This is a genomic window from Streptosporangium sp. NPDC003464, from assembly GCF_053588315.1.
Genome location: NZ_JBSFPS010000105.1, coordinates 1 through 15,006, shown reverse-complemented (window position 1 = coordinate 15,006; position 15,006 = coordinate 1). Strand labels below are relative to the sequence as shown.

General features: G+C 70.3%; 10 protein-coding genes. 6 read left to right on the top strand and 4 right to left on the bottom strand.

Annotated elements, in window-relative coordinates:
- Positions 1–438: 438 nt before the first annotated feature.
- The 6 genes from ACWDS7_RS23250 to ACWDS7_RS23225 all read left to right on the top strand — a co-directional run bounded on the left by ACWDS7_RS23250 (position 439) and on the right by ACWDS7_RS23225 (position 9,728).
- The gene (locus ACWDS7_RS23250) at positions 439–1,770 is read left to right on the top strand and encodes a cytochrome P450 (RefSeq protein ID WP_451930973.1); all 1,332 of its coding nucleotides are present in this window, start codon (positions 439–441) and stop codon (positions 1,768–1,770) included.
- Between the two features lie 2 nt (positions 1,771–1,772).
- Positions 1,773–3,359: a peroxidase family protein gene (locus ACWDS7_RS23245; RefSeq protein WP_451930972.1), complete on the top strand. Its 1,587-nt coding sequence runs from the start codon at positions 1,773–1,775 to the stop codon at positions 3,357–3,359.
- Between the two features lie 383 nt (positions 3,360–3,742).
- A complete protein-coding gene (locus ACWDS7_RS23240) occupies positions 3,743–5,833 on the top strand; it encodes a hypothetical protein (protein ID WP_451930971.1) in 2,091 nt (696 codons plus the stop codon).
- Positions 5,834–5,972: 139 nt separating this feature from the next.
- Complete coding sequence (locus ACWDS7_RS23235; protein WP_451930970.1) at positions 5,973–6,215, top strand: hypothetical protein; 243 nt, start codon at positions 5,973–5,975, stop codon at positions 6,213–6,215.
- A gap of 76 nt (positions 6,216–6,291) precedes the next feature.
- The gene (locus tag ACWDS7_RS23230) at positions 6,292–8,784 is read left to right on the top strand and encodes an NACHT domain-containing protein (RefSeq protein ID WP_451930969.1); all 2,493 of its coding nucleotides are present in this window, start codon (positions 6,292–6,294) and stop codon (positions 8,782–8,784) included.
- 134 nt (positions 8,785–8,918) lie between these two features.
- The gene (locus tag ACWDS7_RS23225; protein WP_451930986.1) at positions 8,919–9,728 is read left to right on the top strand and encodes an NAD-dependent protein deacetylase; all 810 of its coding nucleotides are present in this window, start codon (positions 8,919–8,921) and stop codon (positions 9,726–9,728) included.
- Positions 9,729–9,808: 80 nt separating this feature from the next.
- On the opposite strand, the gene ACWDS7_RS23220 is transcribed toward ACWDS7_RS23225, so the two are convergent.
- From ACWDS7_RS23220 to ACWDS7_RS23205, 4 genes are all read right to left on the bottom strand, one after another.
- Positions 9,809–10,774 carry an endonuclease/exonuclease/phosphatase family protein gene (locus ACWDS7_RS23220; protein WP_451930968.1) on the bottom strand — a complete coding sequence of 322 codons (966 nt, stop codon included), beginning with the start codon at positions 10,772–10,774 and terminating at the stop codon, positions 9,809–9,811.
- 316 nt (positions 10,775–11,090) lie between these two features.
- On the bottom strand, positions 11,091–11,867 hold the full coding sequence (locus ACWDS7_RS23215; protein WP_451930967.1) for an alpha/beta fold hydrolase: 777 nt from the start codon (positions 11,865–11,867) through the stop codon (positions 11,091–11,093).
- A 183-nt stretch (positions 11,868–12,050) separates the two neighbouring features.
- Positions 12,051–12,761 carry an HAD hydrolase-like protein gene (locus tag ACWDS7_RS23210; protein WP_451930966.1) on the bottom strand — a complete coding sequence of 237 codons (711 nt, stop codon included), beginning with the start codon at positions 12,759–12,761 and terminating at the stop codon, positions 12,051–12,053.
- A gap of 28 nt (positions 12,762–12,789) precedes the next feature.
- Positions 12,790–15,006 (bottom strand): DUF3427 domain-containing protein (locus ACWDS7_RS23205; RefSeq protein WP_451930965.1); only part of this gene is annotated, 2,217 nt, incomplete at its 5' end.

The window sequence follows — 15,006 nt, the reverse complement described above, 5'->3', positions numbered from 1 at the left end:
CACCGTCTCGGCCGCGCCCGACTCCGGCACCGTCTCGGCTGCCCCTGACTCCGGCACCCTCTCGGCCGCACCTGACTCCGGCTGACCCGGCGGGAAGGCCGACGTGGTCACGCTACCTCCTTCTCCTGGCGGTCTTCTTCTGCTTCTCCTGGCGGCCTCCTGGCGGCCTCCTCGGGGTCGGCGGAGACCGACCGGTCTCCTCGCGGCGGCGGAGACCGCCTGCGCACGGTCCGGCCACCCATTCAACGGCCGGACGGCGGGGTGGCGGGACTTGCCGGGAAGTGACGTCTTGATTACGTACGGGAGTCAAAACAATGCATTCGGTAGCCATCCTGAGGTAATGTGACGCCCACCTGGGCCATGGCTACGGAAAGTGACGACCTCCGTCCGCCACGGCTTCAGCGGCCGGTTCACGCGTGAGACGGAGGGTCCTACGGCATGGGTGCTGTCGATCAGTCGGCTGCGGGCGACCACCTGGAGAGAACGGGCGACCATCTGGCGAGATACGACGCGGCCCTGGCACGCGATCCGAGGTCCGCCTCCGCCCTCGTCCAGGGGTGGATGCGCACCGACTGGCGCGCGCTGTTCGCGGAGCTCCGCGAACAGCGGCCGATCTTCGTCACGCCGGCGTTCACCGTCGTGACCCGTTACGCCGATGTCGTCGAAGTGCTCTCCCGGGAGGAGACCTTCACGGTCAGGGCCTTCGGCCCGCGCCTGGACGCGGCCCTGGGCGGGCCGTTCATGCTCGGCAGGGACGCGACGCCGATGAACTGGCGGGAAAAGGGGCTGATGCAGGTCATGCTCGCCCCGCAGGACGTGGCGGACCTGCGCGGACTGGTGGGACGGATCGCGGACGAGGCGTTGGACGCCGCGGCGCGGCGCGGACGGATCGAGGCCGTCGGCGAGCTGTTCCGGCACGTCGCCCTGCGCGTGTGCGGAGATTACTTCGGCTTCCCCGGGCCCACTCCGGAGACCCTGTCACGGTGGACGAGGGCCGTTGTCGTCGACGGCTTCGCCAACTTCCAGGGCGACCCGGCGGTCCAGGCCGAGTCGGTCCGCGCGGGCGAGGAGATGATGGGCTACCTGCGCGGCCTGCTCGCCGAGCGCCGGGCCGCCCTGGCGACGGGGCGGGGACCGCTCCCGGACGACGTCTTCACCCGCCTCCTCCGCACCGCCCTCCCGGCCGAGGTCGGCGTCGGCGACGAGCGGCTGCTGATCAACATGGCGGGACTGCCCCTCGGATCCGTGGAGAGCGGGCCGGGGGCCATGGTGGAGGCGGTGGAGCAGATCATGCTCCGCCCGCAGGTGCGGGCGGAGGCCGTCGAGGCCGCCGCCGACCCCGATCCCTCCCGTTTCGACCGCTACGTCTGGGAGGCGCTGCGGTTCAGCCCGTTCTTCAAACTGCTCCCCCGGCTGTGCGAGCGCGACTACGTCCTGGCCGCCGGCACCCCGCGCCGGACGGTCATCCCCGCGGGGACGTTCGTGCTCGCCGCACCGGCCTCGGCCATGTTCGACCCGGACGTGGTGGAGGAGCCCGACGATTTCCGCCTCGACCGGCCGGAGCACCTCCGGCTCTACTTCGGCCACGGCCACCACGCGTGCCTCGGCGTGCATCCCGCCCGGGCCGTCATCTGCGAAACCGTACGCCGCCTGCTCCGCCGCCCCGGCCTGCACCCGCTCCCACCGCCGGACGGGGTGATCGTCCGCGCTCACGGGATCTTCCCCGACCGATACGTCCTGGGGCTCGGCCCGGCGGGGAAGGGGGCGTGACGGTGAAGCCCACCAGAGTGAGCGCGCGGAGCATCGCGACCGACGGCGCCGCCAACCGGCTGAGGTTCCTGGCCCTGACCAACGGGCGTCCGCTCTGGGACCTCGCCCAGCGCGTCCAGCCCGTACGGCGGCGCCTCAACGCCTCGCTGATCGACCACGCGATCCGCGAGATGCCGCCCCGGCCCGAGCCGCTGAGCACCATGGCCGACTACACCTCGTGGGCCTCACTGACCGACCGGACGTTCAACGGGCGCCACATGCCACCGGCCACGGGAGACGGGAGCGGCCGGCCCACCCCCGAGCGCGCCGCCGACCTGTTCACCCGCGGCGACGCCATGATCCCGTGTCCCCGGTCCACCGTGCTGTTCGCCTACTTCGCCCAGTGGTTCACCGACGGCTTCCTCCGCGGCGACACCCACGTCCCCAGAGATCCACGCAAGAACAGCTCCAACCACCACATCGACCTGAACCAGCTCTACGGGCTCGACGACACGGCGACCGCCGCCCTGCGGACGTTCGACGGCGGACTGCTCAAGAGCCAGCTCATCAACGGCGCGGAGTTCCCTCCCCACCTCTGCGAGAACGGCAAGATCAAATCCGAGTTCTCCGCCCTCGGTGTGATCCGTTTCGCGGAGCTCACCGACGCGCAGCGCGACACCCTGTTCGCGACGGGCAGCGACCGGGGCAACATCCAGATCGGCTTCACCATGCTCACGGTGCTTTTCCTGCGCGAGCACAACAGGGTGGCACGCCTGCTGGCCGGGCACTATCCGCGCTGGGACGACGAACGCCTGTTCCAGACGGCGCGCAACATCCTCATCGTCCTCCTCATCAAGCTGGTGGTGGAGGAATACATCAACCACATCACCCCGTATCACTTCCGCTTCACCCTCGACCCACGGCTGTCGGCCATGCTGGCCCACGCGCCCTGGCACCGGCAGAACTGGGCCTCGGCGGAGTTCAACCTGGTATACCGCTGGCACAGCCTGATCCCCTCCACCCTGTCCGTGGGCGGCCGGGAGCTCCCGATGGCGGAGACCATGATCGGTGGAGCGCTCATTCCCGGGCCGGGTCTGGGCCGGCTCTTCGAGGACGCCTCCCGGCAGCGCGCCGGCCGTATCGGCCTGTTCAACACCGACCCCGTCCTGCGGGAGGTCGACGTGGCCAGCATCGCCGACTCGCGCGCACTGAACCTGGCCCCCTACAACGGCTACCGCGAGCACTGCCGCTTCCCCCGCGTGCGCCGCTTCGATCAGGTCTCCGGTGACCCGAGGGTGAGTGAGGCGCTGCGCGGGCTCTACCGGAGCGTCGACGACCTGGACCTGTACATCGGCCTGTTCGCCGAGGAGCCGGGGGCCCCGGAGGCCACGCTGCCGCCGCTCCTCACAAAGATCATCGCCATTGACGCCTTCTCACAGGCGCTGACCAATCCGCTGCTGGCCTCACGGGTGTTCAACGCCGCGACCTTCTCCCCGGCCGGGATGAAGATCATCGCCACCACGCGGACGCTGTCGGACGTGCTCCACCGCAACGTCCCCGAAGACCCGCGGCCGCGTCCGGTGAGCCTGACCTGGCAGGCGACGCGGTGAGCGGCGGAGATGCCGCCACGGACCACCCCCGCCCCGACGCCCGCGGGGCGGGCGCCCCAGCCGGAGACTCTCCGGTCAGAGGCGCCTCGGTCACAAACTCCCCGGCCGCAAGCCCTCCGGCCACAGGCACCCCGGTCGAAGGCTCCCCGGTCACAAGCTCCCCGGCCAAAGGCGTCCCGATCACAAGCTCCTCGGCCGCAAGCCCTCCGGCCACAGGCGCCCCGGTCAAAGGTGCCCGAGCCGAGATCCCCTCGGCCGGCGACGCCCCGGCCGGAGCCGCCCCGGCCGGGGGTGCCGCAGCCGAGGGCGCCCTGGCCGAAGGTGCCCTGGCCGAAAGTGCCCCGGCCGCGGTCGCGGAGCTGCTGCGTGCCGCGGCCCGTGAGTTGGCCGACATCGGGACGGCGGTCCAGGAGGCGTCCGTCCACGCCACCGCGGCGCTCACCGACGGTGCCGTGCTCGGCGCCCTGCCGCGCGCCCCGGCGGAGGGATACCGGGCACAGCGTGCCCTGCTCCGTGCGGTGACGGACCGCAGCGGGCTCGGATACGCGGTCGCCGGCGGCCGGCTGGGCGCCCTCGCGGCCAAGCTGGGCGGCATGGCGGGCGCCGAGAGCCTGGCCGTCCTCATCCTGGCGACCTCGCTGCGGCTGCGGATCACCGCCGTGACCCTGAACCACCCGGAGCTGCTCGACGACCCGCTGCTGAGCAGGCTCATCGGAGCGGTCGGCGCCGACCGCGACATCGAGTCGGTCCGGGCACTGCGCGCCCTGCTGAAGGACCGCGGCGCCGTACGCACCCTCAGCGGGCTCGCCCCGGTCTTCGGCGAGGTTCTCGCCCTGCGGGCCCTGCTGGACGAGAACCCGCTCAACGACACCGCCGCGTGGCTGATCGCGACCGGGAAGGGGTACGCCAGCGCCGATCCGATCACCGGCCTGAGCAACCGGGCCATAGCGGTCCTCGACACGGGAGACGGAGCCGCACGCCGCCTGGAGCCGGACCCCGCCGAGGCCGCACGGCTGGGATCGCGGGGCTCGCTGCTCGACTTCCTGGCCAACATCGGCGTCGTCGGCACGACCGGGCGGATGCTCATCCAGAGCGTGACGGGCCCGGACGGCGTGGCGCGCCACGTCGTCCAGGTGCCCGGCATGAGACCCGGCCGGCCCGACACCGACTCCCCACAGGATCTGCTCGGCGCCTTCAGCAGCGCCGTACTGGACAGCGGCCCCTACAGCCGCGCACTGATCAAAGCCATCGACGACTTCGGCATCCCGCCGGGGGCCGAGATCGCCCTGATCGGGCACAGCTCCGGCGGTGCCGCGATCATGAATCTGGTGCAGGACACCGGATTCTGCGCCCGCTACACCGTCACCCACGCCGTGGCCGTCGGATCGCCGGTCGACTTCAAGAGGCCCGCGGACCCGCGGACCTGGATCGCCAGCGTCACCAACCAGCACGACATCATCCCCACTCTGGACGGGCAGGGCGCGGGCAACTGCTTCGACCTGCATCCCGACTGGTATGTGGTGGACTATTTCGACTCGACCCACCTGTTCCCGATCTGCCACAGCATCGAGCACTACGCCGCCAACATCGCCAACGACCTGCCCGAGGCCCGCGACCGGATCGACCGACAGCTCACGCCGTACCGGGGGCCGGTCACCCGCTCACAGATCTACCTGCTGTTCGACCGCGTTCCCCACCCCGAGGGCTTCCCCTTCCTGACCGTGCCGACCTATCCGGCGACGACGTCGCGGGGAGCGCTCGAACTGCCGGTCAGGTGCCAGGACGGCTCCGCCCTCACCGCCTACTTCGCCGCCGACCCGGGCGTGGCGGCGGCCCTGCTGGAGGAGACCGGGCTCGGGCCCGCCGTCCGGATCGCGGGGCGTGCCCTCGTCGCCCTCCACGCCTCCTGGGACCGGCGGACCAGCCTGGGGGGCTACCGCGAGGTCGACCTCGGGATCATCGTGCACGATCCGTGGCGGCCGCGGCCGTTCCGGGTCTGGCCCGATCTGCTCCGGAGGGCGGACCGCCGGCACTCCGGCAGCTGCTCCGTCGGCTCCGTGGTCGACGCCGACACCGTGTCGGCCGTGGCCCCGGAGATCTGGGGCCGCCGGCCGTCCGTCGCCCCCCTGGACATCCGGCTCACCGCGCGCTCCGCCCGTATCGTGGTCGGCGGCCCGGACGACAGGCTCCTCACCCTCCGGGGGCCGCTCGGCCCTGGAGTCCCGATCGAGGGCCGGGACCTGGTCAGCTACTCACGCCACGGGGGCACCACGCTGCGGTCGTGCGTCGAGACCCGAGGCCGGGGACGGGCGCATCCCGCGCCGCGGGCACGGCTGGTGGTCGGGCGGACGGCCCATCCCATGGCGCGGCACCTGCGCGACCTGGGCCTCGACGGCGCCCGTCCCCTGCTGTGCCTGTCCATCGCCGCCCACCAGACGCTCCGCGCCGCCGGCGTCCCGGTGCGGACCACCTGACCCGGCGTCCCGGTGCGGACCACCAGACCTGGTATCCCGGCACGATCACCAGACCTGGCGGACCGGTGCCGACCACCTGAACGACGACCACCTGACCGCCTGACCGGCGTCCCCGACCACCTGACCGAAGGAGCATCCGATGTCCACCGCCCCCCAGGCGATCGCCGCCCACGCGGAGGTCCTGCGGTCCGATGCCCGCGTGCTCACCGAATGCGCCCAACGTCTACGGGAGATCGGGGCCAAGCTGGACGGAGCCGGCACCGCCCCGCAGTGGCTGCGGGAGACCCTGAACGCCCACGTCGCCGCCTGCGCCGCGGCCTCCGACGACCTGGCCGGAGCCGCGACCCTGCTGCGCCTCTACGCCGACCGAGCAGGTCTCTGACGGGCCTGCGGGTTACCCGTGAACACGATGCGACGTTTCAATGCCGGATCGGGACGGAACGCATCATCATACGATCATGCGGAATCTGTGGCGGCGGTCGCGGGCGTCCACACGGCTGGGGCTGGTCTCGCTCGGGCTCACGATCTTCCTGAGCGGCTCGATCTACCTCATCATCGCTGCCGGAGGTCCTGAGTCGCTCGCCGTCGTGGCCAACATCGGGCAGGTCATCGGCCTCCCGCTGGCCGTGGTGAGCATCGTGGCGCCCTTCGTCATCGCTCGCCGCTCCACCGTGCCGGAGCCGGTGCGGGTGGTGCTGGCCCGCCAGATCCATCAACAGGAATGCCAGGTGCGGGCCGCGTTGCTGCGTGGTGTCATCGCGGCCGATCTGTCCTTCGACGACACCGATCCCGCGGCCGCCGGCTACAGCGCTGATCGCGGCCATGACAGCGACGGCCGGGAGCCAGAGGGCGGCGCGGTGGCGAGGTGGGTGTCGAAGAAGGCGGCGGGGCTGCTGTTCTGGCAGGAGACCGATCCCCTCCCGTCCCGGAACGGCGCCGGCGGGCCGCCGGCCGGACAGGGCACGCTGGCCAACGCCGCCGGTTATCTCTCGGCCTTGCCCGGCCAACGTCTGATCATCGTCGGGGAGCGGGGATCGGGCAAGACGATGCTCGTGATCCAAATGGTGATCGACCTGAACCAGGCCGTCCTCGACGACCCCGCCGCCGGCGGACCGGTCGCGATCCGGCTGAGCGCCGCCTCCTGGCCCACCGGCCGGCCGCTGGTCGACTGGCTGGCCGACCAGCTCGTCCTCGGCTACGCCATGTCCCCTCAGGAGGCCAGGCGCCTGATCGCCGAGCACGCCGTCCTCCCGATCCTGGACGGCCTGGACGAGATGGACCCCGACCTCGTCCAGGCCGACGGCGGCGGCGGCCCCGCCCCCGGCACCACCCCGGCGCCGGGCGACCAGGACGACGCCCCGGACAAGCGGGACGCCGCACCGGTGCGGGCAGCCGCGCTGATCGACGAACTCAACCGCTTCTACACCGGCGCGGTGTTCGGCCCGGTGGTGGTGACCACCCGCCCGGACCGTCACACCCAGTTGATCGAACGCGGCCTGCTGCTCGAACAGGCCCGTCAGATCATCATCCGGCCGCTCACCGTTCCGCAGGTCACCGACTACCTGCACAGGCGCTACCGCTACCAGCCCCGCCAGCACCACGCCTGGCAAGCCGTACTGGACCGGCTCGACCACTCCGGGCATGCGGGCGTGCGGGAGTTCCTGTCCACACCCTGGCGGCTGATACTGGCCACCAGCGCCATCGACCACGACCCCGGCCAGGCCGCCCAGCTCGTCCCCCACACCGACCGCCACAGCACGGAGACGGCAGCCCAGACCCGGCGGCGGCTGGAGGGAAGCATGTTGGCCAATTTCATCCCGGCCGCGACCGCGCTGACCCCCCGCGGCCGTGGCTCCTACACCCCCGAGCAGGTGGAGCGGTGGCTCACCGCGCTGGCCCGGCACCTGCGCTGGCAGGCCGACTATCTGCGGCACCACCCCGCCCCCAGGGGCATGTCCGAGGTCGACATCGTCCCGCACCTGCTGTGGCCGATCGGCGGCCTCCGCCTGACCCGTCTGCTGCACACCACAGCGCTGCTCGTCGGCATCGTCGCCGTCGCCGCCCTCGTCCTCATCCCGTTCCCGCCCGCCCCCTGGCCCGACGAGACCCCTCGCTGGGTGTTAGGCGCCACCCTCGGGGCGTTGGTCCTCCCTTTCCTCTTCATCCGCACCGAATGGCCCGCACCTCACGTCGCCATGCGCAGCATCTCCGCCCCCGCACTCCAGGCCGGGCTCGGGGGCGGTCTCATCAGCGGACTCCTGACCGCGGGCTTGGCCGCGGTCGGAAGCCTGTTCGGCACCGTGAAGACCGAGCTCGTGCTGATGGCCGTATTCGGGATCGTGGGAGGGCCCGTCGGCGGGCTCGTGTTCGGGCTCATGGGCGGTCGAGGGTCGTGGAACCCGTCAGCCGATCTCGCCTCTCCTCGGCAGGCCGTCCGCCGCGATCTCGTGTTCGGGCTCGTGTTCGGGTTCGTGTTCGGGTTCGTCTTCGGGACCGTGGGAGGGCTCGTGGGCGGACCGTTCGGATTCGTGTTCGGACTCGCATTCGTCATGCTCGCGGACTTTGCGTCCACGCAGGGATTCACCCCGGGCGAGAGAGAAGACGAGGATCGCCTGTCACTGGTGATCACGATCGCGGTGGGTTTCGGGCTCATGGTCGCGCTCGGGGCCGGGGTCGATCCTCCGATGGGGATCCGGGCCGATCTCGGAGTCGGGCTCTGGTTCGGGCTCGTGGGAGGGCTCATGCTCGCGCCCGTGGGCGGGCTCACCGTGGGAAGCGGCGGCGCGTACTACGCGATCGGCATCATGCTCGCCGCCCTGCGCGGGCGGTTGCCCTGGCGGTTCACCGCGTTCTGCCAGTGGGCGTGCCAGGCGGGGCTCCTGCGGGTGGCGGGTACCGGCTACCAGTTCCGGCACCGCGAGTTGCAGTCCTGGCTCACCGATCACGGATAGCCGGGCGTGCGGTCCCTGGCCCGCCGACGCCTGGCCCGGACGCGGAGAGGTCGAGACGGCGCGGCTCGACGGCGGCCGGAGGCCGCTCCGCACATGCGGTGGGGCAGCATGGAGGGGTGAGCGAGGGTACGAGCATGCTGGCGGAGCTGCTGACCGCGGGCGAGGTCGTGGTGCTGAGCGGGGCCGGGATCTCGACGGAGTCGGGGATCCCCGACTACCGGGGGCCGAGCGGGGCCTCACGCCGGCACACCCCGATGACCTATCAGACGTTCGTCGGCGACCCGGCGGCCAGGCGGCGCTACTGGGCCCGCAGCTATGTCGGGTGGCGGGCGATGACCCGGGCGGCGCCGAACAGCGGCCACCACGCGGTCGCGCACCTCCAGCGGCGGGGCCTGGTGGCCGGCGTCGTGACGCAGAACGTCGACGGTCTGCACCAGGCGGGCGGCGCCCGGGCGGTCATCGAACTGCACGGCAGCCTGCACCACGTGGTCTGCCTGAGCTGCGGCGACTCGACCTCGCGGGAGGAGCTGGACCATCGCCTGACAGAGGCGAATCCACAGTTCGGCGCCCGTGCCACCGCGGTCAACCCGGACGGTGACGTCGAGCTGGGCGACGCGGAGGCCGACGCGTTCCAGATGGTCGGCTGCCGGGCCTGCGACGGAGGGGTGTTGAAGCCCGACGTCGTCTTCTTCGGGGAGACCGTCCCGGTGGAGCGGGTGCGTGAGTGCTTCGCCCTCGTGGAGAGAGCACGCCTGCTCCTGGTCCTCGGGTCGTCGCTGACGGTGCTGTCGGGCCGCCGGTTCGTCCTGCACGCCGCGAAGCTCGGCATCCCCGTGGCGATCGTCAACCAGGGGCCGACCCGCGGCGACAGATACGCGACCCTCGCCATCGACGCCCCGCTCGGCACAGTCCTCCCGGAGCTGGCCCGTCTCGTCGACGCATGAGCCGTGACCACCGGCCCCGGCCCACCGGGAAGGCGTGGGACGGCCACGGGCCCCGGCCGCCCATGGACCTCCGGTGTACATCAGAGCTTGACGCGGGCCGCGATCGGCAGGTGGTCGCTGCCGGTGGCGGGCAGGGTCCAGGTGGCGACGGGAGTCGCCGCACGGGTCATTATGTGGTCGATCCGGGCGAGGGGGAGAGCAGCGGGCCAGCTGAACCCGAAACCCCCGTCCGCCGGGGTCATCCGGGAGGTCACCGGCGCCAGACCACGGTCGTCGAGGGTGCTGTTGAAGTCGCCCAGCAGGACGACCCTGTCCAGCTCCTCCGCGGCGATGGCCGCGCCCAGCGCCACGGCGCTCTCGTCCCTCCAGCCGGAGCTGAAGCCGTCGCGCAGCCGGATACGGACCGAAGGCAGGTGAGCGACGTACACGGCGATGTCACCGAGCGGCGTCCGCGCGGTGGAGCGCAGCCCACGGCTCCAGTCGCCCCCGACGCCCACCGGCCTGATGTCCACCGGCCGGGAGCCGGTAAGGGGATACCTGGACCAGAGCCCGACGGTGCCCACGACCACGTGGTAGGGATGGCCGGGTGCGAGGACGGCCTTGTAGACGGGCAGGGCTTCAGGCGTCAGCTCCTCCAGCGCGATGAGGTCGGCCCCGGCTCGGGCCAGGACTCGCGCGGTTCCCCCGGGATCGGAGTTCTCGTCGCTGACGTTGTGCTGGAGCGCTGTCAGGTCATGAGCCATCCCGGGGTCGGCGGGCAGCAACCGCCCGCCGAAGACGGCGGCCCAGACCGCCGCGGGCAGCACCAGGGCCACCGTCGCGGTGGCCGAGCGGCGCAGCAGCGCCACGCCCAGCAGCACGGGAACGGCCAGGCCACCCCAGGGGAGGAAGGTCTCCAGCAGGCTGCCGAGATTGCCCACGGTGTTGGGCACGGCGGCGGGGAAAGCCAGCAGCCCGGCCACCAGCACGGCGATCGACGCTAGGACCCACCCGCGCGTCCAGGGCGTCCGCCCGGGCCCCTCCCCGCCCCAACGCCATCGGCCCATACGACACCGGCCTACACAACGAGCGCCCCTCCCGGCGGCGCTGCCCTTCCGGTCTCCGATGCTCATGCACCCGACCGTACGGGCCGCCGCCTGTCCCCGTGCACCGCCTGGTCGCGCCAGGTTCCCTGGGAACGCCGGGTTCCCTGGGACGAGGAGGACGAGGCGTTCCAGATCGTCGGCCACCGGGCACGGGCCGGCACGCTTCGGGCAGGCCAGGCGGGCCGGGCACGCGCCGGGCAGGTCGGGCAGGACGGGTACACGCCGGGCACGCGCCCGGCGGGCCGGGCGCAGGCCGGTTCAGGCCGGGCAGGCCGGTTCAGGCCGTGAAGAACTCCACCAGCGCGGGGGCGATGGCGGCCGGGTCCACGTTGTGGGGCTGGCCCTCCAGCGTGCGGCGCCGCGCGTCGGGAAGCGCGGCGGCGACCGCCTCGGCGGTGTTGCTCATCCACGGGGTCGTGCCGCCGTCGATCACGAGCGTGGGCACCGCGACCTCAGCCAGCCGCTCGGTGGGCAGGGAGAAGTCACCAGTGATGGTGGCGTCGTAGACGAGAGTGTGTGCCAGCGCCTCCATCGACGACCAGAACGGCAGATCGCGCATCGGGGCGACGAACTCGGCGGGCATGCCCACCGCGTCGGTGAAGAACAGCTCCAGCATGTCGCCCCGGCGACCGTCGGCCAGGAGCTTGACCAGCCGATCCCTGTAGTCCGCCGGCACAGCCGGGCGGCTGTCGTCGACGATGTAGGGCGTCTCCCAGACCACCAGCCGGGTGATGGCCAGCCCACGCGCCGCCGCCTCCAGGGCGATGATCCCGCCACCGGAAGTGCCGTACACCAGAGCCGATCCGCCAGCCTCGGCGATGAGGGCCTCGATGTCCTCATATTCGCGGTCGACGGCGTAGGGCAAGGTGTCGCCGCTGTCGCCACGGCCCCGCCGGTCGTAGTTGAACACGGTGAAGTCCTTGGCCAGCAGTTCGGCCAGCGGGGCGTTCGCCGACCGGTCGGTGGGGCCGCCACCGATCAGGATGACCGCCGGCCCCTCCCCCATCCGGTCGAACACGATGGTGGTGCCGTCCTTCGAAATGACCTTGTTCATGGTGATCTTCCTTCGACTCCGGTTCCGGACCCCGCCGCGCGGCCGGGCCTGACGTGCCTCTGCCTACGCGTCGATCGGCGGACGGCTTTTTCGACAGGCCTCACGAATTTTTTTCGCCGCAGGCGATGGGCGGCTCACCGCCGGCCCGTCCGGGGTCGAGATCCGCGGATCTCCGGACCCGCTCTACCGATCCGCCACGACGAGTACGGCCCGCACGACGGCGTCCGTGTCGGTGAGATCCTCCAGCACCAGCTCGGCACCGGCCTCCTTCAGGGCCCGGACATCGCTGGAACCGGTGGCGACGGCCACCACCCGCGCCCCACCCAGGTGACCGGCGAGGACGTCGTTCGGCGTGTCCCCGACCAGCACGGTGTTGCGCATGGTGAAGGGCTCCCCGTACTTCCGGGCGGCACGCTCCTGCGCCAGGCCCACCAGCACGGCACGGTCCTCGTGGTCCATCCCGTAGGCGCCCACCTCGAAGTCCACGAAGTGCTCCAGCCCGAACGCCCTGAGCTTGCCGATCGCGAGAGGCTCCATGTTCCCGGTGAGCACCGACTGGACCACATCGACCCGGCCCGCCAGCACGTCGAGCACCTCACGCACCCCGGTCAGGACCCTGCCCCGCTCCGAGACCGCCGCCTCGTGAACGACGAACGCCTCGGCGAGGGCCGTCCCAAAGGACTCCAGAAGCCGATCCGACACCTCGACGCCATGCATCCGGAGCGTCTCCACCGTGATCGCCCAGTCGGTCCGCCCCGCCATGGCCGCGACCCGCTCCATCGACTGCCCGGTGACCGCGCGGAAGGCATGGGCGTAGATGTCCCTGCCGATGCCATCGGCATTGATCAGCGTGTGATCGATGTCCCACAGCACAAGCGTTCTCAGGGAGCCCACCTCCCGAGGATAACGGGGTTCCCCTTCCCTAAGGCGTAGCGAGGCTGGCCTGGTGGAAGACATCTGCGGGGAGAGGGTGCGCCAGCTGCCAGAGGACCTGCATCGGCCGATCACCCTCGGATGACACGTAGGTCATCGGTCCAGCGTAGAAGAACGGTGGGGCTCCGAGGGAGCCGTCCTCGTCTTTGCTCTCACGGAGGAAGAGGTGCACGGTCGAACCGCCGTTGACGTAGCGCTGACCGGTCGGTGACGATGCGCGTGTGGTGCTCTGCGACTCCCAGTGGAAGAGCGTCGGGCTGATCGCGCGATCGTTGTACATGGTCGTCGGAGAGAATCCCTTCGACTTCCGCAAAGTGACGAAAAAGACGTCAGCCTCCGCCTCTGGCACCCACTTCACACCCTCGCGGACGTTACCGGGACGGTCCACACCGAAGGCAGCCAGAGCTTCGTTCTTGGCATATCGAGCGTGAAGGCGCAGGGGTAAGCCCGCGACCTCCATGGTGACCCGGTGCATACGTTCCTCAAGAATGGATGCCACCTCACGTAGTTCTTCCCGTCGCTGAGGATGGATCTCCAGCAGGTTCAGCACCCCCTTCCCCGAGTCGAAGGGCACGTCGCCACCGAGCAGCGCAACATGCAACATGGCCAGCAGACGTTGATCGTCCGTGGAACCGTCGCGGAGCAGTGCCAGCCGTACCGGGTCATCGACGTGTAGCAGACGCCCGATTGCCCGACCGAGCTTGCGGTCGGCATCGTCCTCCACAACGGGACGGTTCTCAGCACGACGACGCAACTCGGCCCAGCCTCCCTTAGCGGACCGGTAGAGGTCCTCCAGCTCAAGACCAGTCTCTTCCAGGAACCCTGCCAGAGAAATTTCGGGCATCGAGCGGAGTTCGGTGATGAGGTCCTTCCATGGCAGGCGGAGGGCGCGGCGCACGTTGGCGAGGACCATCTCGGTCACCACGCTGTCGAGTTGGAGATGACACCCGGCAGGGAGTGTTGGGTTCGGCAACGCCTCGGGGAGCTTACGCCGGGGCAACCCGGTGAGCGCACGCAACCGCAGGTCGAAGCGGAATTCGGCGCGCTGGTGGCCAACAAAGTCCAGCGCAGTGAGACACGTCTTGTTCGGGTCACGACGCAAACCACGACCGAGCTGCTGCAGAAAGACCGTGGCACTCTCCGTAGGACGCAGAAACAGGACGGTATCCACCTCGGGAATGTCCACACCTTCGTTGAACAGGTCAACAGTAAACAGCACGTTGACCTCCCCCTTTCTCAGGCGGTGTACGGCGAGGCGACGCTCATCAAGTGGCGTATCACCGGTCACCGCCAAGGAAGGGATGCCATGCTTGGTGAACTGGTCGGCCATGAATTTGGCATGTTGGACACTCACGCAGAAGCCGAGCGCCCGCATCTCACCAGGGTGCGCGATCTTGTCCTGTACGGCCTGCAAGATAAGGCGTACTCGGGCGTGGTTCCCGGTGTATAGCTCGCTGAGCGCCATCTCGTCGTAGTGTCCACGCCGCCACGTCACGTCGGCCAGAGAGACTTCGTCGTGGATGCCGAAATAGTGAAACGGAGCGAGAAGCTGCTGTTCAAGAGCCTGCCAGAGTCGCAGCTCGTAAGCGATCCGCCCGCCGAAGAACACACCGACATCGATCCCATCGGTGCGCTCAGGGGTAGCAGTCAGTCCGAGAAGATAACGCGGCTGAAGATGCTCAAGCAGTCGCCGATATGTGGGGGCCTGAGCATGGTGGAACTCGTCCACAATCACCATATCGAACCGGGCCGGGTCGAGCTCATCGAAATTGATGTTGGCCAGCGACTGAACTGAAGCGAAGACATGCCGCCACTTCTTCGGTCGGTGCCCAGCGACAAGCTTCTCTCCGAACTCCCCATCGCGGAGCGTCTGCCGGAAGGTAGCCCGGCTCTGGTCCAGGATTTTCTCTTGATGAGCGACGAACAGTACGCTGTCAACCTTGCCTGCAGCAGCAAGTCGCCGATAGTCGAGTGCAGCAATCACTGTCTTGCCGGTACCAGTGGCCATGACAACCAAGTTGTGCATACGGCCATGCACCTCACGCTCGGCTTCCAACTCTTCCAGTGCCTCCGCCTGATACCAACGCGGGAGCACATCCAACGTGGCGATCTCCAAAGGCAGATCAGCTGGAGTTGATCCACCCTCGCGCTTGAGCGCCTCAGCTAGCCGAGACCCATCGCGAGCCGGGTCATAGTCCTCAAACGC